Source organism: Streptomyces sp. NBC_00448 (genome assembly GCF_036014115.1).
In the GTDB taxonomy this organism is placed as follows: Bacteria; Actinomycetota; Actinomycetes; order Streptomycetales; family Streptomycetaceae; genus Actinacidiphila.
The window spans coordinates 6,808,599-6,827,506 of sequence record NZ_CP107913.1 but is presented as its reverse complement, the minus strand read 5'-3'; the positions used below and the strand labels follow the sequence as shown (position 1 = coordinate 6,827,506).

Here is an 18,908-nt window from a genome sequence, read left to right as displayed (position 1 = left end):
CCCCGGTCTCCCGGTCGGTGGCGACCTCCCCGGTCTACTGGTCCTTGATCTTCAGCACCGGCTCGGTGCCCGCGATGCACACCGCCGACGGCAGCAAGGCAACACGGATTCGAGTCATGGCCATGCCATCACATCCTCGTTCGATGGAGCCGCTTGATCGCAGTCCGCGATCGCGTCCATCGCCGCCCCGAACAGCCTGTCCCACGCGGTCTGGGCTATCGTGGCCTCCACGGCCACCTGGTTCTGATACGACGTCATAAACGTTCATGATCACGGTGGCCGTACCCATGTCTACACCCGCCCCCGCAGGCTACCTACCAGCACAGACGACGGAACTACAGCTGCCGTGGCTGAGCCGTACGGCTAAACCGCACTGGGCCTTGGCGTAACCCGGAGCCGTTCAGTCGCGCCGTCGAGAGAACCTCGGAGAAGTCGAGGTGAGTCTACCTGGGACGTCTGGCGTCTTCTTCGTTCCAGATCGAGATCACGTGCCCCTCGCCATACTGCTCGATGACGATTGCTCGGGCTTCGCTCGACGACGAAGCCATCAGCCGCAATTGAATTTCCGGTTGGCCAGCAATCCGAATAAAGCCGATGTACTCGCGCTTCGGCTCTCCTAGCTCGGCGTTCATCATGTCTCCCGTGGCTTATCTGTAGGGATTGAGGCAAATCGCGCTATGGCAGAACGCTCCGATAATCGTCCCCGGGCTTTGCAGAACTCCGCTAATCGCGTCCGGCGACATGGACGAGATGTCGTGAATCCTCACACCAGGAAGATCCCCAAATCGGGCAACATCGTCAGTGTAAAAGCGGTATTCCGAAGTCATGGCACCAGCCGCATTACCATGTACCCCAGTGAGGATATGGATGTCATCCCCACGCTTAAGAGCGCCGTTCACGATGCCGACGAAGCTTTCCTGCGCGATGACTGCGTTTGTGGTAAATACTCTCCCGCCAGCCGTATTGCTGCCATCTCGCCACAACGGCGGCGCCCCTCGATCAGAATACCCAGGGACAGGGCCCAAATCCCTGATATTCGTAGCTGGACCAAGTGTAGCGCCATCTCCACAAGTGTTATGCACGAGTACCGGAGTTGTCCCCGCCAGTACATAGTACGTGTGCTATGTGGCACCCTCGACCTGCTCTTTCGCAGGTCAAGCGCGGTTTTATGGTCCGGTGAAGTGCGCAGATGTCCGTGGTCGTGCGGGGTTGTTGCCGTCAGTTACTGCCGTCAGGCGGTTCAGCCCAGGTACGGCTTCTCGCGCTGTTCCAGGAAGTGCTGGAGCCTGAGTCGTTGGGTGTGGTGCATCGGCAGCTGCTTGATCTCTTCCGACGGTACGAACCCGAGTTCGGTGGACTCGTCGGAGATTGCCAGTTGGCCGCCGGTGATGCGGGCGGTGAAGCAGACGTTGAACTGGCGGCGGACCTCGCCGTCGGTGTAGGCGATGATGTGTTTCGGGTCGGTGTAGGTGCCGACCAGGCCGGTGATCTCGACGTCGAGGCCGGTCTCCTCTTTGACCTCGCGGACGGCTGTGCCTGGCAGGGAGTCGGTGAGGTCCATTCCGCCTCCGGGCAGGGCCCACAGGTCGTTGTCGCGGCGGCGCTGGAGGAGGATGCGCCCGTGGTTGTCGGTGACGACGGCGGAAGCGGCGACGACCATGCTGTTCGGCTTGGGCGCGTTGGGGTCGTCGTAGTACTCGGTGCGGGCCACGGTCAGCCTTCCTCTCGTACGGGCGTCGCCGTCGCCCACACGGCGTCGAAGCTGTCGGCGTAGGTGTCGAACATGCCGCTCTCCTGGTGCCGGCGAAGGTGCCACACGGGAGGGGCGTAGGCGTTGACGCCCCAGACGTGTGCGTTGACGAGTTGCTGGTCGTCGGCCCGGTAGAGGGAGTTGTAGAGCGTGGCGCCGTGGGTGCGGACTTCGATGCCGGGGGTGTCGGCGAGCGGCTTGTAGTGCATGAGCGCGAGGCGGCAGCGGGATTCGATGCCGTGCCCGAACCGCTCCTCCTGGCCGCGGGCTTGGACGTTGTCGCTGTCGGGGTCCCCGACCGCGATGCGGACGGTGCAGCCTTCGGCGGCACGTTCGCTGAGGAGTTCGTTCAGCCGCGGGTACGCCTCGTGGAGGAAGACGGCCGCGTAGACGAGGATGTCGATCCGTTCCCGGGCCTGGGCCATCAGGTCGGTGAACGTCGAGACGGGAATGTCGGCCCGCTGCCCGTAGAGCGCGACCAGTTCGGGGCTGATGGCGCGGGCGGGGCGGGCCTGGCGGAGCGCCGGCCAGAGTGCGTGCACGTCTTCTCCAAGGGCCTTGGCCGCCTGGAGGGCGGTGGCACGACGTGGGATACGCCCGAGGTTCACCCAGCGCTCGACCGACTTGGGGTCAACCTCGACCTGCTGGGCGAGTGCGGCGTATGTCCAGCCTCCCGCCGCCATGACGGCTCGTAGTCTCTCGTTCGGCACGAGTCTCCCCTTTCGGCGCGGGACGTCCCGAAGTGGGGTTTGGTGGAGGTTCCTTCGTCCTGGTGACCGGCGTGAGGATCGGTGCCGACCCTGCGGCTCCAACAGGCCCGGGGCACGCCTCAACGCCGCCGAGGAGCGTCACTGTGCGAATGATCGCCACCTCATGTGTTCCCGCCCTGCGTCTGGACGCCCGGTCGCGGGCCGCCACGCCGGGGTGGTCCCGATGACGGTCCCCGCCCCTGATGCCGACGGGCACGCCGTCTCGGCCGATGCCGGTGCCCTGGTGGTCGACCGGCGGAGCGGCAAGGTGGGCGTGGTGATGGGGCGTGCGGGGCCGTACGTGCAGCTTCGGCCGCCGGGAGGTGGCCTGGAGTGGGACGTGCCGCCCGGGGACGTGCGTCCGCCGACCCGGGCCGAGGAGTTGGGCGCGAAGGTTGCCGTGGCTAACCGGGGGTGGGGGCGGTGACCCCTCGCTCGGTCCTGCGCTACGTGACCTGGACTCTCCAGCCCGACCGCGAGCCGGACGCGGAGCCGGTCCTGTACGCGATGCAGTGCGCCGTGGACGGCGAGACGTCCCCGACGAGCGAGGACTTCGCCGAACCGCAGGACTGGGTGCTGCGGCACTTCAGCCGGAACCCGTCCCACCACACCTACCGGGAGATCATCACCCGCCCCTGGCGGACCTGGCGCCAGACGTGACCCGCCTCGGTCGCCCAGGCGCCGCACCGCGCTGATCCACCCGACTCCCGTCCCTGCCGGGCTCAGCCGATCGAGGCTCCCCCGTCCTCGTCAGCCCCGGCAGGGACGGGCCCCATGTGAGTGCCGCGCCCATGACTGTGAGGGTTAGGGTTTTGGCCTCTGCCACAGAAAGTCAGCCACGACGGCGGGCGCGACGACCGGCCACCCGCCATGTGTGTCTCGCTCAACCCCGCACCGGCATCAGCCCAGTTATCTCCATCGTCACGGCCCCCAGCCAGGCAAGAAGCATGGGCGTCCGGGACGACGCGAGCCCGCCGGGCACTTCTCAGGTGCGCGCCCGACCGGCTGAGCGATCGGACGAGGGGCTTCCGGCTGGGATCCGGCCTGCGCTCCCGGGCTCTGCGCGCCGAGTGGTCGGCGGCCGTCGCCAGCGGGGCGGCAGACAGGAGCGGGCGGCGGTCACCGACCGCCGGCGCACGGCGGCCCGCGTCAGCGGGGCGCCCTTGAACCAGTAAAGAAACTCTGAACAGCTCGACACGCAGCCCTGCCCGCCGGACCCCTCTGGAGGGCCTCTTGCCTGACCTCACTGAGCATTGCTGGGGTCCGCACTCGAGCCGGACTCTCCGGCCTGGAGGGCCCAACCCCGAGTCCGGCGATAGCCGGATCCGGAGGTTGGACTCGCTGACGAGGGGACTCCGCGGCCCAACCTTGTTGCCGTCAGCTACTGCCGTCAGGAGCTCCCGCAGGACCCGCGAGGTTCAAGGTCCGCAGTGATGACCGACACTTCTTCACCTATTATTCCAATTCTTCAAGACAGCTTTTCTTCCGGAGGGAAGAGGGAATTATGAAATATCTAGTGCCCGATCCCATCACACTCGCGTGCCGCCAGTCGGGCCATGACACTCGTCGGAGTGGAGGTTTCGCAACTCAGCGAAGCGCCTGCGCTGCACGGCGATAAACGAGTGCATGCTTTCCTGCCTCCTCCCGTAGGGCGCGCGTGCCACCATAGTTGAGCACATCGACTGCCGCATTTTGGCAGTCTGCTTCGAATTCAACCAGCGAGCCCCAGCCTTCCGCGTCAATGGCGATCGGCCAATTACCTGCAGCCTCTAGGGCTTTCTCGCCGATCCGCTGCAACGACCCTTCGGAGCAATTCTCGCCAATCAGTTCAAGAACCATCTCGATCATCGACATTCCAGCGCCGAAGAAGGCTGCGGCATCCGCCGTCTCCGGATATTGGGCACTCAGTGACGAACAGTCATGGATGGCGGTTCGAACGACGTCGTAGTCGAGTTCACGTCGTCGTGTAAGCGCGATCATCCCAGCCTGGATCCCAGCATCCACGCCATAGTAGGCGTCCTCCACCCCGGCCGCTTCGGCCAGGATGTACAGGGCACCACCAACCCGAATCGCTGTAGCACAAGCCAATGACTTCGACGCTGAACCTTCCGTCGTCTCCTGGGAATCAGGCATCTCGATCTCCTCTCCATACTGCTCCAACCCGGCGCGACCATTACCACTCCGCGGACCTGTCGGATGTCAAAGTGGCGCCTCTCCGGGTCAGGAAAGTCTCACACTCCGGGCAGATCGGTCTACTGACGACCAGAATTCTTGGTCGCATCTGCAACACGCCTGCGACCTCGTTGAACAGTTTTACCTCGACATGCCACAGGTCCGCCTTGGCCACCAGCTTCTGCGGCTGCGGCACACGGAAACCGAATTCCCCCTGACCGGCCGAGTCCAGCTCGTTGTACTGAGACCCGGTGAGGTCGGAACGCGCTCCTGCTGCGTAGAAGTCCATTCCGCCCTCCCCGCTCGGCAGGTCGGCATGGAGTCCGCCCATTGTCCGATACTTCGCACCACCGCCAGCCGCGGTCGTGATGTCATCGACGCTGTCTTGGATGTGCCCGACATCACCGAGGGGGCACGACCCGTCTTCGGTGTTGTGCACCAAGATCGAGACGCCAGCCGCGAGTACATAGTACGTGTGGAGTTGCTGGACGGTGAGGTTCCAGCGGTTGGCGGTGCCAGGCGTGGCGTGGGTGGAGAGGACGGTGGCGTGGGTGTCGGTGGCTGTGTTGAGGGCGTCGCCGGGCTTGAGTTGGCCCGCGGGGACCCAAGTGTGAGTGGTGTCGTCCCAGAAGGGGTGGTTGGAAGTGGTGTGGAGGGTCGCGGCCTTGCCGTCGCTGCCCTCGATCGTCACGTCAAGGAGGTCCTTGTCGTGGTTGATCCAGACCGCCTGGACCTCACGAGGGCCCTTGTGCTTGCCGGTTGCCGGGTCCGCGGACTCGACCTCGTCGCCCTTCTTGATCTTGCCGATCGGCTTCGTCTTGCCCTTGGCCAGGAGGACGGGTGTGTCCGGGGAGAAGCTGCATCCCTTGGTCCCGCCACTCCGAGTCGTGTCATCGTGGGCGCCCTCAGAGGCAGAGCTCGGCGCATCCTTCGAGCCGGAGCTATGGGCATCGTCCGAGCCAGAAGAATGGCTGTCGGGTTCGGCTTTGGGCTTCTCTTTCGAACCGGTTTTCGGATCGCTGGCCTCATACCACCTGTCAGGATCGGCATTGCTCGGATCGGGGGAAACCTCCTCCTCCGGCGCCGGCATGTATGAGCCGTGTGGCGAATCTTCAGACAATCCAGAGGGGCCGTGCTCGGACTCTTCGTCCTGACTCGTGGCATCGTCGCCGGCTATACCGCAGTCCTCGCCCATAGCTGCGCAGGTGGCGGTGAAGGCCGGCCCCAGTGCCATACCGCAAAGCGGCGTCGCCATGCCCCAGGTGAGGATGTCGCCCCCGCAGGTGACGACAGCGGTACCGTCGGCCAAACCCGCGACCGCCCATGGCGCGACCTCGCCGACCCCTTTCGCAATTGACTTGAGGGTTCCGCTTCCGGGGATGCCCCACCCTGCCTGTGTAGCCGTTCCCGAGCCCGTCCCATAATCCGTCGCCGTGGTCGCGCCCGTGGAGCCGCCCGAGCCGGCGCCACTCCCGCTGGACATGCCGGCGCCAATTGCGGAGCCGCCTCCGGCGCCGCCCGTCGGCATGTTCGCCAAGCCGGTGGGGTCGCTGCCGCTGGCGGGGTTGTCGCCGGCGTAGCTGTAGCCGCCCATCTGGTTGGGGTCGCCGGCCTCGAAGACCGGATCGGGGGTGAGGAAGCGGCCGGTGGTGGGGTCGTAGTTGCGGGCGCCGAGCAGGTCCAACCCGGTGGTGGTGTCGGTGGGTTGGCCGAGGTAGCCGTGGTTCTCGTCGGCGGAGACCCAGGTGGTGGGCTTGGTTCCGCGCGGGTTTCCGTACGGGTCGTAGTAGCGTCGGGTCACCGCCAACGAGTCGGCGTCGATCGCGGTGGTGGCCGTGCCCTGGAGGTTGGCGACCTGGTAGGTCACCGTGCCCGCACTCGACCGGGTGATCGTCGTGCCGTCCGGCCCGGTGTAGTTCCGCAGGGCCGTGCAGGTCTTGGCAGTGACATTCAGGGTGATCTGCTCAGCGCCGCCGAAGAGGTAGAGGATGCGAGTCTTGTCCTGCCCGTCGACCGACGACGTCTGCTCCAGCAGGCTGCCGTCGGCGTCATACAGGTACGCGCTCGTGTTCGTGCTCATACCCGACGGCGTCGAGACCGTCGCAGTGCGGCCCTCGGCGTCGTAAGTGAGGGTCTGGGTCTGGCCGGGCGGCAGCGCGTTCGTGCCGGTGCCGATCGTGGTCCAGGTCTGGCCGGCGCTGCCACACGTCGCGAGGGTCAGAGTGGTGCGCAGGGTGGACGACCCGCCCGGGTCGGTCACACACATCGCGGTGTTCGCGACGCTGACGATCGTGCCGGAGGTGGTGACCTTCCACTTCTGGGTGGCGTCGCTACTGCACGTGTCGAGCGTGACGACGGTGCCGGCCTTGGTGGCGTTGCCGGTGGTGTCCAGGCACATGCCCAGCACCTTCACGGTGCCGTCGGTACCGAACGCCCACTGCTGCGCGGCGGAGTTGTTGCAGGTGTACGTGCGGATGACGGCGCCGGGCGCGGTGTTGGCGTTGGCGTCGTCGATGCAGTACTTGACGCCGCCGGTCAGCGCGAACCCGGTGACCAGCGGGCCGGTCGTGGTCGTCTTCCGCGAGACCGTGTCACCGGCGTTCGTCCCCGCCGGTAGAGCTGCGGGATCGGCATAGGACGGCGTCTGGGTGGCGGTGCCGACCGTGGGGTTGCTGGTGGTGGTGACGCCGGCCTGGTTCGGCATCGACGCGGAGGCGGCACCATTCGCCCCGGCATAGGCAGTGCTCTGCGTGGTGTCGTTGAGCGCGTTGCCGGTGGTGTCGTGGTTGACCATGCCGGTGCGGTCGCCGAGCAGGTCGTAGCTGTACGTCTGCCAGTACGGCGCGGGGCCGCCGACCGTCGGAGCCTTGACCGGCGAGGTCGCGGTGGTCTGGACGGAGGACGTGTTGCATCCGCCGACTGCTCCCACCGTCGCGGCGGTCGGGTCGGTGATGCCGGCGGTGTCGCTCCAGGCGGCGGTCAGCCGCTGGAAGGTGTCGTAGCTGAAGCACTGCGTGTCGTGTGTGGTGTTGTTCTGCAGGTCGTCGGAGGCGGTGATCTCGCCGGCCTGGTTGTAGCGGTAGCTGTCGACGTCGAGCGCAGTCGTCGACGGCTGGGCATGGGTGGTGGTCTGGATGGTCCGCCCGGTGGTCTGGTCGTAGGCCGCGGTGGTGACGAGTTCCTTACCCGGGACGCCGTAGTTGGTCTGCTGGACCCGGCCGAAGGGGTCGTGGACGGTTCCGTCCAGGTAGTCGGGGGTGTCGGAGATGGACAGTCCCCCGGAGAAGGAGTTGAGCAGGTCCGCCCGGTTGTAGGCGTAGGTGAGCTCCTCCTTCGGAAGCCCGCCGTCAGCTTGGTAGTTGACCGTGTTGAGCAGGCCGACACCGGGCGTGTAGCCGGCTGATTCCGTATAGGTGACGGTGCCGCTGCTCGGCGCGCTGGTCTGCCCGGCCGCGGGGAATCCGTCCTCGGCAGGCACAGTCAGCGTGCTGCCGAGCGGCTGGTAGTTGGTGTTGTAGCCGGTAACGGCCTGCGTGTACGCCTTGCCGGACGCGCCGCCGACATAACGGGTGGAGGACGTCGGATAGCCCTCGGCCCCGGGCAGCGTGTCGTAGATGTACGACGCCTGCTTCTTGGAGGAGTCCGGTGTCGCCGACCACGGGCCGGAGTAGGTGGCGGTGACGCGGTTGTCCCAGTCGTAGGTGTAGGACAGCGTCTGGCCGCGGGGGTCGGTGCTCTGGAGCAGGTTGCCCATGACGTCGTACTTGTCGTACGTGCTGGTGCCGGCGTCAGGATCGGTCTGCTTCGTCTCCTGGCCGAGCAGGTTGTACTGGTACGACCAGGTGTTGCCCGCCGAGTCCTTGATCGAGGAGACCTGACCGGCCGGGAAGTAGCTGTAACGGGTGGTGGAGTCGGCTGCCGGTACGGCTCCGGCGGTGCCCTGCGTCCACAACGCCGTGGTGCCGTTGCTCGCGACCACGGCCACGGTGGAGTCGTTGCGGACCTTGAAGGTGGCGCCGGTGGTGGCTGTAAGGCCGGTGCTCCACTTCGAGGTGCCCGTCGTGGTGTAGACACCGAGGTTGCCGTCGGTGCCGAACTTGGCGTAGGCGCCGGGGTTGCCGGAGGTGCCGCTGTGCCAGATCTGCGTGCCGGTGGTGAGCGAGGTGAGGACGAGGTCGCCGTCGGCTTGCATGGACAGCCGCACGCTGTCGCTGGTGAGCGACGTGCCGGACGGGATGAGCTGTCCACCGGTGAGGGTGACGTCCTTGGCGGTGTTCTTGACGATCGTGCTCGTGGTCTGGCCCAGGCCGTTGGTGAACGTCGCGGTGGACGGCCCACCGGCAGGAGCCGTGCTGTCCGTCTCGTCCATGCCCGGGTAGGTCGTGGTGGTCGACCACTGCTTGATCGCGTTGTGCCACAGGGTGCTGCCGGTCGCCCTGCCTTGGCCGTCGTAGTCCGTGGTGGTCTCGGACGGGATCTCGTCCTCGTTCGCGGCGAACAACGTGCCCGACGGCGGCGTGTCCGGCTCGGAGTAGGCCGCATACGAGATCGTCGGCCAACCGTGGGAGTCGTAGAAGGAGTCCGAGATGACGCTGCCGTCGTCCGCTACCGAATCCTGCTGCGTCTGGCGGGGCTGGAGCATCCCGTCGTAGATGGTGACGGACGTCCCGTACGAGTCGTCGTCACGGCGTGTCTTGGTGGTGACCGAGGTCGGGTCCCCGGGATGGGTGATGGTGCCGCCGGGCGCGGCCACGGCACCGGGGTCGATCGAGTACGTGTACGTCATGTCGGCGCTCTGCGTCGCTTTGTCACGACCGGGCAGCCAGACGGCGGTACGCCGGCCCAGGGCGTCGTAGTCGGTGTCAGTGGTGCGCCCGTTCTGGTCGACGCTCTCGGTCGTCACGCCACGCAACGGATCGAAGTCGCTGACGACCTTCCACTGCTTGCTGTTGTACGTCTCCGACTTGGTCGGCGCGGTGTTGCTACCGCTACTGCTCCAGGCCGGGGTGAAATCGGTGTGCGTCTTCTGGCCGGTCGCGTCCACCGCGTCCGTGATACGGCCTGCGCCGTCGTAGGCGGTGCTGGTGGTGGTCTGCCACTGCTCGGTGCTGCCGGTGTAGGAGGTGGCGGTCCGTACGGCGGTCGGTTCACCGGTTGGCGAGACGGTGCCGAACGTGCCCAGCGACGTGAGGGTGCCGTTGTAGTAGGTCTGCGAGTCCGAGATCAAGTTGCCGGAACTGACCGCGTCCGAGCAGGGACCGGCGTGTGAGGTGGCCTGGTCCGGATAGGACAGCATCATGGTGTTGCTGTCCGGCGCCGTGGCGTAGGAGGTGGTCGCACACGTCTCCTGCGTAGCGTCGGAGACGTCGCCCTGGGAGTCGACACTGATGGGTCGGCCCTGGCTGTCGTAGGCGGTGTCGGTGCGCGACTGGCGCCACTTCTTGTCGGCGAGGAGCGTGTACACACGTGCCTCGGCAGCGGTCGGCCGATGCGCGGTCAGCGCGGGCAGCGCGGAAAGGGCAGGCTCGCTGTCGCCGGGATTGTCGTCCTGGGTCCAGGAGGTCCAGGCGGTCCTGTTGTGGCTGGCCGTGGTGGTGAGGGAGAACGGCCCGTTGACGGACTCGGAGTCGATGCTTCCGCCGGCCGCCGTGTAGGTGTCGGTCTCCAACGGGGTGCCTGCGAGCGCGTCGGAGTCGGTGACGGTCTCGACCGTGTCGCCGCCGACCTGGGCGGTGACGCTGACCGAGCGGCGGGTGCCGTCGGCCTTGTAGTCGCCGTCCATGCCCTGGAGGTACGTCGTGGTCTGCTGGGTGACCGGTTCAGGTGCCGCACCCGTCTGGACGGTGACGGTGTCGAAGCCGCGGAACTGGTCCCAGGTGCGGTACTGGTCGTCCGTCAGGTCCGAGTCGTCACGGTGCCACGCCGCGTCTCCGTAGCCGTAGGTCGTGACCTGTGCTTCCGAGCCCGCGGGGATCTTCTGCGCGTCGGGCTTGTACTGGGCGGCGATGGTGAGGTCCGACGCCGTGACCTGGTGGACCGTGACCTTGTTGAACCAGTCCTCGATCGGTTTGGACGCACCGGGAACGGTCCAGTACACGGGATAACAGGAGTTGGTGTTGGAGTCCGCCATCGAATCCGACAGCGTCTTGCCGGCACACGGTGTCTCGTTGTAATCCACCGCGACGGACTCGCCCGTCTCGGTCTGGATGGAGGAGATCCGGGGGCGGTACAGCGGGGGCGCGGCCGGCTCGAAGTCGTTGACCCGGTTGTCGATCTCCGTGCCGGTGAACGAGATCTCGTTCAGGGAGATGTCGCTGTTTCCGTTGCCGTACGTGTCCTTGCCCGTGTGCCGGATCGACTGCAACCACATCACAGCCTGGAGCGACCCGGCATCTTTCGGGTCCACGCTCTCGCCCGTCACCGGGTCGACCGCGCCGCCTGCGTCCGAGTACACCTGGCCGAGCTGGTAGCTGTCGACCGGCAGGAGCTTGTCGGTCGAGGAGTCCTTGACGTGGACCTCGGTCGTGATGGTGTCAAGACGCGTGGTGTTCCAGAAGGTGGGCCCACCGATGATGCAGACGTCCGGTGGCACGGTGGTCGCATCGTCCGGCAGTTTCGTCTTGTCGGTGGAGTCGCAGTTCAGGTCGTACGGGACGTCAGGCCAGTGGGGCGCCGAGGAGTCCGTGAGGTCCCCTGCCGCGCACTTCGTGTACGACGACGTCGCCTGGCAGCGCTGCTCCGAGGCGAAGTCCACCTGGGCCGAAGGGGTGTGTCCGGCCTGCTCGTCGGCGAGCGTGTAGCCGTAGCTGATCGACTTCAGGGTGCCGCCGCGGGTGTATGGCGTCAGAGTGCCGGTGTCGCCGATGGCCGCTTGACCGCCGCCCAGGTCGTAGTAGTTCGTCTCCGCGGAGTAGTCGTAGCGCTGCACGAACCCGGACGGCGAGACGACGAAGTCCAGGTTCCACCGCCAGCCCTCGGGGTCGGCGCACTTGGACGCCTTGCCCTTGGCGGAGTCGTAGCACGGGTCGGAAGATTGGGGATGGAGCACCGGTACGCCCCAGGCCGACTGTGTGGAGTCGTCCGACGGCGTCCCCGACTGCTGCTTGCCCGCGGTTCCGGCCGCCGTCGGGCTGTGGTCGGCACCGAAGTACGCTGCTGTGCCGTCCGTGCTCAGGACCCGGTAGTACAGACCGTCCTGGAGGCCGTTCGCCGCTCCGGACAGCTCCTGCACGACGGTGCCGTCGTCACCCTGAAGCCGCCACTGCGCGACTTCCCCGGCGACGCTGGAGTCCTTCCCGTCGGGCACCAGCACGCCCGAGTGGGCCCCGAAGGAAATGGTGGCGTTGTCTCCGCCCCAGCACTCGTCGCCGGACGCCTTGAGGATCTTCTTTCCGCTGCTGTCCAGCAGGGTGCTGCACGGGCGGTACGTACGCTCGACGAAACCCGGCTGGTAGTCCCAACCGTCACCGATCCACGAGGACTGCGAGTTACGGGCCGACGTCTCACCATCAGTGGACTGCGAGTCGTACGACAGGGCCACACCCGGAGCGCTGCCGCCGACCGCGGCCGGCACGTCGATCGGGTAGGAGTACGTGAACGCACCGGTGGCGGAAGCCTGCCACGTGCTCGACGGGGTCAGCGACGTGGCAGCGTAGCTTCCCTGCGAGCCACTGCTGCCGGATGTGACCGCGAGAGCGGTGGTGGCCGCCGTCGCGGTGGCGTCCGAGCCGGCCACCTTGCTCTGAGCGTGATCTGTTGTGGTCGTGCTCCCGGCTGCCGCGGCGAGCGACACATCGGCGGTCAACTCGGCCGATCCGGCACGGTTGGTGAAGGCGATCGGCGTCCGCTTCTGGCAGGCGGCGACCTGCGGCGTCGTCAGTGCGCAAGCGGGCACCTGCTGCACCTGGAGCCGCGCGCCGTAGCCCCCGCCGTACGCCTTGGTCAGCGAGGAATAGTCGATGACGACCTTGACGTGGTCCGCTGTGGACCTGCCGTCGGAGCGGGTGACACCGAGCAGCATCCCGTTGGCCCCGAACTGCACTGCCTTGCTGTGGGAGGCGAGTTGCACCCGCACCGACGAGGCAGCAGTAGCGGCATGGTCGTTCTTGGTCTTGGACGCGCGCGCGACCCACACAGGGAGGGAGCCGGCTCGTACCGGTTTCGCGGAACCGGTCGCCGCCGCCGACTTCAGCGTGACGGTCGCGCTACCAGCCGCGGCCCAGGACGGCTTCGACGCCTGATACGGCGTCAGGGCCTTCCCGCCCGGTGTCTTGACGTTCTCGGTTGCCGTCAGCTTGTGGCCGCCGGGCGTCGGTGTGGCGGCGAGTTTCACCGGATTCCACAGGTCTCCCTTGAAGCCCGCTGAGGCGGTCGGCGCCTGCGCGAACGCCTCGGGCACCAGCAGCGCCGTCACCACGGCCATGACCACGGCACAGATCAGCGACCGCATCCAACTGCGGTGTCGTCGTGCCGCGAAGAAACCCCGCCCGCCAGCCATCGCGGTAACGCCCCCCTGGTACGAAGCCCGTGACGGGCCGTGTGAACACGACCACAGAAGGTGTGATCGCCCGGTGGAGGCTATTGAGGCCGAACAGGCATTTCAATAGCCTGTGTCAGCCCCGTGGGCACCTCGTGCTCCTCTTGCGTAACCCATGTGTGCGATTCGTGAAGGTATGAAAGATAGCCAAAGCTGGAGAATCGGACAGTCGGTCGATCACCGAACGTGGTGGATCGCTGTTGCAAACGTGTGATGGATCACAGGCCCTGGGGGGTCCTGACCTAAAGGAAGTGCCATCGTTGTTCCATTACCGCGCAAAAAAGCGCGTCCTGTCCCGTGCCCGAGTCCGGCGCACGGCCTTGATCACCGCAGCTGTTGCCGTACTGTTCACAGCGCCTGCCCTGCCTGCCTACGCCGACACGCTGGCTCCGCCGGACGACCCGCTGGCAGCGGCTCAGGATCAGGCAGTGGCGAACGACCAGGCGGTGCCGGTCGACGCGCTGACCACCGAGACCTACAGCGTCACCGCCAACCCCGACGGCTCCTTCACCTCGACGTCCGATGTGATGCCGGTTCGTGTCCGTGAGAACGGCGGCTGGACTCCGGTCGACGCCGCGCTCGAGTCCAACCCGGACGGGACCTACTCGCCCGCCGCGACACCCAACGGCGTCACGCTGTCAGGCGGCGGCAGCGGCCCTCTCGTGACGCTCCACCACGCGGACGGGTCGAGCATGTCCCTGTCCGTGCCCTTCACCCTTCCCTCGCCCACCGTGAACGGCTCGAACGCGACGTACACCTCGGTGCTCCCGGGAGTGGACCTCTCGGTGTCGGTGACGGACCAGGGCGGGTTCAGCGACGTCCTGGTGGTCCATGACGCGCAGGCCGCAGCCAATCCTCTGATCCGGCAGCTGACGCTGGCCGCGTCCACCGACGGACTCACCCTGTCCGCCACTCCATCCGGCGGGATGGAAGCCACCGCGTCGAACGGAGATCTGGACTACGCCACTCCGCAACCGCTGATGTGGGACTCCGGTACCAGCGGCGCGGCGACGGCCGCCTCAGCTGGCCAGCCTTCGGCGCGGGCGGCGACGGACGACCCGGGCGGCTCGTCGGCGGCCGGACCCGGCCCGGACTCCCAAGTGGTGCCGGTGCCCATGTCCACCAGCGGAGAGGGGCTCACCCTGACCCCCGACCCGTCGGTACTGACCGACCCGGCCACCACCTACCCGCTCTACATCGACCCCGCCACCAACCCGGTGTCGGAGACGGCCGGTCACTACGACGAGGTCTACTCCAACTCCGCCTGCTCCAACGCTCCGCAATACGACCAGCCACAGGACAAGGGCGAAGGGGTCGGCTACCAAGGCAGCGGCGGCGCCTGCGGCAGCGGCATCGAGCGCTCCTACTACGCCATCAACACAGGCAAGCTGACCCCCTCCATGGTGGTCTCCAAGGCCGTCATCGCCATCTCAACCACGTACGCGGCCAGTTGGGACTGCTCCCGGAACCAGCCCATCACCCTTCACACCACCGACTCCATCGACAAGAACACCGACTGGAACAATCGACCGGGCGTCCTCGACTCCGACTACCCAGCGGTCACCACCCACGTCGCCAGTGGCGCCAACCCCAGCAGCAATTGCAGTAACCACACCGCCGACTTCAGTGTCGGGGCACAAGCCCAGACCATCGCGGACCGAGGCCATGACGTGTGGACGGTCGGCCTGTACGGCAACGAGTCGAGTTCCGACCTCGACGACTACCTGCGGATGTCGACCACCTTCGTCCTCACCGTGACCTTCGACATACCCCCGTCGGTGCCGACAAGCCTGCACACCGTGCCGGCCGCCGCCGGCGCCAACGCCGCCTGCACGACCAGCGGAGACGGATGGTTCGGTGCCTCCACCACCACCGGAGGTTCCAGCAACGTGAAGTTGGCCGCCACGGTCACCTCGAACGTCTCGGGAGAGACCGTCGCCGCCCACTTCCACGTCTGGGACCGAACCGTCCTCGACTCCAGCGGCGCCGCCCTCGACAAGTCCACTCCGGCCACCAGCCAACTCGCCTCGGGAACCGGAGTCACTGCCCCGATCGGCTTCGTCCTCAAGGACGGCCACGAATACGGGTGGGACGTCTACGCGACGGACAAGGCCGGGAAGAGCTCCGCCATCAGCGACCACTGCTGGTTCCGTACCGACCTCACCCCTCCCCCGACCCCGACCATCACACCCAACTCCTCCTTCCCCAGAGTCGGTGACGGCGCTGCCGACCCGGTCGTGTACGCCAGTCCCACCGGCACCACCACGTTCGCCGTCACCGGGACCGACAGCCCCGCCTCGGACAGCAGTTGCACCCCGAACGCCTGCCTGAGCAGCGGCATCGACCACTTCGTGTTCGCGCTGGACAGCGAACCCACCGCGAGCAGCACGATAGGTCGCGTGACCGGCACCACCGCTGGTGTCTCCACCGGTTCCCTCGACGTCCCGCTGAGCCACTGGGGCGTCCACACGCTCTACGTCGACGCCGTGGACAAGGCCGGCAACATGTCTCAGGCGCCCTCCAGTTACACCTTCGTCGTGCCCTGGAACCAGAACTCGGCCTACCGGCCGGGAGACGTCACCGGTGACGGCAACCCCGACCTCCTGGTCACCACCAAGACCGGTGATCTGGAAGTACTTCCCGGCGGCATGGATCCCGCGTCGAGCGCGGCACCCGTCCAGACCGGGCCGGTGGCGGGAACGAAGCCGGCCCCCGTCGGCGGACCGGCCATCGTCTCCACCGCTGCCCAAGCTCCCGGCGGGGGTGACTGGACCCACTACCTCCTCGCCCACCGTGGCAACGTGTCAGGCGGTGAAGGCGACGACCTCTTCGCCTACGACAAGGACACGGCCAAGCTCTACCTCGTCAAGAACGACCTCGACCCGACCAGCGACGCCACGAGCACACCGTGGTCGGAGTACCCCGGCTACATCGACAAGGGCCCGGACCGGGACATCGAGTTCGCGAAACCGGATTGCGAGAGCGCCGAGCACGATCCGAACGACGCGCACTGCCGCGACGCGGGGTACAGCAAGGGCGCCACGATCACTCAAATGGTCGTCGCCGGCAACGCCTACGACGACGTGCAGGGCAACCCGACTCTGATCACCGTGGAGAACGATGAACTGTGGAGCTACCAGACCACCCCAGGAGGGCTCCTCTACCCGCGGCTGCTCGGCGACGGCGACTGGTCCGGCCTGACACTCCTCGCCCCCGGCACCGTCAACGGCACCTCCACCCTCTGGGCCCGCGACAACACCACCGGCGCCCTCTACAGCTACTCCCTGGCACTCGATCCGGCGACCAACAGCGTGCCACTCCTGCACGCCGCCACCCACATCACCCTGGGCCTCACGCTGCCGCCCGCCGACTACCCGTTCGTCTCCTCCCCCGGTGACGCCAACGGCACCACGGCGGACGGAACGGCCGACGGTTGCCCCGATCTCTTCGCCGTCACCGCGAAGGGCGAACTGGCCGAGTTCCAGGGCGTCATGAGTGGGTCCACCTGCGGCACCGGATTCAGCGCCGCCCTGCCCCTCGGGCCCGCGACCGACTCCTCCACCCACTGGTGGAACCTCGACGAAGGCTCCGGCACGACCGCCGCCGACCACAACGGCTCACTCGACGCGACGCTCAGCGGCGCCGCCGCCTGGACGACCGACACCACTCGCGGCAAGGTCCTCGACCTCGACGGAACCACCGGCTACGCCGAGACCGGCGGGCCCTCGCTCGACACGTCCAAGAGCTACACGGTCTCCGCCTGGGTCAAGCTCACCTCCACCACCGCGAACTCCACCTTCCTCTCCCAGTCCGACTCCAGCGGCAACACCAACGCCTTCCAGATCTACTACTCCTCAGGCGCCAACGCCTGGGCCTTCAACCGCCACAACTCCGACAACACCGTCTCCACCGACTTCACCGGTGTCTACAGCTCCACGACACCGACCGTCGGCAAGTGGACCCGCCTGGTGGCCGTCTACGACTCCACCGCCCACACGATGTCGCTCTACGTCGACGGCAGCAAGGCCGCCACCACCCAGTGGACCGGCACCGACTGGAACGCCGCAGGGCCACTTGAAATCGGCCGCCGCCAGTTCACCGGCGGCTACGGCGAGTACGCCAACGGCGAGATCAACGACGTACGCATCTACAACACGGCACTCCCCCTCGCAGATGCCGTGAACATGTCCGACAGCCCGAAGGTCAGCCAACTCGACTGAGCCGACGCCGCAGTCACCGTGTCAGCCCGCTCCCTCATCAATGGGGGGCGGGCGGGCTCGGGATACCACCACCCAAGCCCTTCGGACCACCGGTCGCCTCAGCTCGACCATTGTCAGAACCGGACAGATTCCTCGCAGTGCCCGGCCCCGGCTGAGGTCCCCTGGCTGCACTCCCAGTGCACATTCGGTCTCCGGATGGACACCGGACGTGACCCGCAGGAGTCGCCAGTTCTTGAGGGTGGCCATGGCCTGTTCGACGAGCGCGCGAATCTTGGCGTGGGACCGGTTCGCTGCTTTTTGTCCTGGGGAAAGGGTCACCCATCGTCCCCAGTACGGGATCCGGACTGCTCCGCCGGCGCCGTGGAAGCCCTTGTCGGCCCAGCACGTGATGTCGGCCTGGGCGAGGGCGTCGACGATGCCGTGTTCGCGGGCGGCTCGGATGTCGTGGATGGCTCCCGGGTAGGGCTGGCGAGGCCCACAGCAGGCGGCCGAACGGATCGGTCAGGACCTGCACGTTCATGCCGTGCCTCCTGTGCTTGCCTGAGTAAAAGGGTCGGTCCGCGGCGATGCGGTCGATCGGCAGGAGCGTGCCGCCGAGCAGGACGAACGCTTTCCCCGATGCCTCGCGGACGGCTTGTTCGAGCACGGGCGCCAGGGCGGCCAGGAGATCGACGGCTTCGGTGATATACCGGTACACGGTCGTCGTGCCGATGCCGAACCCGGCTGTGAGCTGGGCGTAGGGATGCCCGTTTCGGAGGTGGGCGAGGGTGAGCAGTGCCTGTCGGCTGACGCTCAACCGGGGCCACCGGCTGCCGATCGCACGCCGGCGTTCGCCCAGACGGGCGCTGAGGAAGCGAAGATGTGAGCTGGACAGCCCCAGGCCGGACGGGTAGACAAGCACGTGACGCCTCTGGCGGTACGGGAGATCTTGGTCGTGAACCTGTCCACCAGGGGCTTCACTCGTCTGTCACGCCAACTGTCCTACTAACAGGGCAGGTTGAGAAAAGCTCAGGGACTGCCAGCACACCAGGAGGGGCGCCAATATCAGCGACCAGTCATCGCCAAATAATCTGATGAGCTATCAGATTTGGCTTCGGAGCGAGTGGCGTATTTGTGACGGAGAACGCATGACGAAGCGTCATACAATGCCCTGACCTGCGGAAACTCTGGAAAGAGCTTCGGCCTCCGGAGCCGTGTGCGCAGGTTCGAATCCTGCCGGGGGCACAACCGGATTGAGGCTCTGACCAGCGGAAACGCCGGTCAGAGCCTTTCTTGTACCTGCCACAACGCACACGGTCTTCCGACCGTTGCTCTCCTCGGCGTCCGAACCCTACAAACCAGCACTTTGCGGACTCGGGATGGCCAGCGCCGCAGGTCAAGCGGCCAGTTGTCGCGCGACGACCGCCTCCTCCCTCACGGAGGACGCCCTGCGGGCCGCATTCGCCCGTCAGCCGCGTTCCTCCTGCGCAGCGCCGTGACCT

Annotated in this window: 8 protein-coding genes and 1 pseudogene; 3 read left to right on the top strand and 6 right to left on the bottom strand. The window is 66.8% G+C overall.

All coding sequences use genetic code 11. The features are described 5' to 3' along the window. Positions 1-443: 443 nt before the first annotated feature. The 3 genes from OG370_RS29445 to OG370_RS29435 form a co-directional block, all read right to left on the bottom strand. Positions 444-635: a hypothetical protein gene (locus tag OG370_RS29445; protein ID WP_328469525.1), complete on the bottom strand. Its 192-nt coding sequence runs from the start codon at positions 633-635 to the stop codon at positions 444-446. 605 nt (positions 636-1,240) lie between these two features. Beyond that, positions 1,241-1,711, bottom strand: coding sequence for an NUDIX hydrolase (locus tag OG370_RS29440; RefSeq protein ID WP_328469523.1), 471 nt, complete (start codon positions 1,709-1,711; stop codon positions 1,241-1,243). A gap of 2 nt (positions 1,712-1,713) precedes the next feature. Further along, complete coding sequence (locus OG370_RS29435; RefSeq protein WP_328474510.1) at positions 1,714-2,433, bottom strand: XRE family transcriptional regulator; 720 nt, start codon at positions 2,431-2,433, stop codon at positions 1,714-1,716. Between the two features lie 250 nt (positions 2,434-2,683). Here OG370_RS29435 and OG370_RS29430 point away from each other — a divergent pair, with 250 nt between their 5' ends. Both OG370_RS29430 and OG370_RS29425 read left to right on the top strand, forming a co-directional pair. Further along, positions 2,684-2,926 carry a hypothetical protein gene (locus OG370_RS29430; protein ID WP_328469521.1) on the top strand — a complete coding sequence of 81 codons (243 nt, stop codon included), beginning with the start codon at positions 2,684-2,686 and terminating at the stop codon, positions 2,924-2,926. Continuing rightward, positions 2,914-3,159 (top strand): DUF7848 domain-containing protein, encoded by a 246-nt coding sequence (locus OG370_RS29425; protein WP_328469520.1) that lies wholly within the window; start codon positions 2,914-2,916, stop codon positions 3,157-3,159. The genes OG370_RS29430 and OG370_RS29425 overlap by 13 nt, the downstream gene beginning before the upstream one ends. A 927-nt stretch (positions 3,160-4,086) precedes the next feature. On the opposite strand, the gene OG370_RS29420 is transcribed toward OG370_RS29425, so the two are convergent. Both OG370_RS29420 and OG370_RS29415 read right to left on the bottom strand, forming a co-directional pair. Beyond that, on the bottom strand, positions 4,087-4,632 hold the full coding sequence (locus OG370_RS29420) for a hypothetical protein (protein WP_328469518.1): 546 nt from the start codon (positions 4,630-4,632) through the stop codon (positions 4,087-4,089). A gap of 40 nt (positions 4,633-4,672) precedes the next feature. Then, positions 4,673-13,120, bottom strand: coding sequence for a ricin-type beta-trefoil lectin domain protein (locus OG370_RS29415; RefSeq protein ID WP_328469516.1), 8,448 nt, complete (start codon positions 13,118-13,120; stop codon positions 4,673-4,675). Positions 13,121-13,635: 515 nt separating this feature from the next. Between OG370_RS29415 and OG370_RS29410 the strand changes: the two genes are divergently transcribed. Beyond that, a complete protein-coding gene (locus tag OG370_RS29410) occupies positions 13,636-17,427 on the top strand; it encodes a LamG domain-containing protein (protein WP_328469514.1) in 3,792 nt (1,263 codons plus the stop codon). A gap of 213 nt (positions 17,428-17,640) precedes the next feature. On the opposite strand, the pseudogene OG370_RS29405 reads toward OG370_RS29410, so the two are convergent. Further along, a pseudogene (locus OG370_RS29405) lies at positions 17,641-18,328 on the bottom strand (transposase family protein); the annotation flags it as partial. Positions 18,329-18,908: the final 580 nt, after the last annotated feature.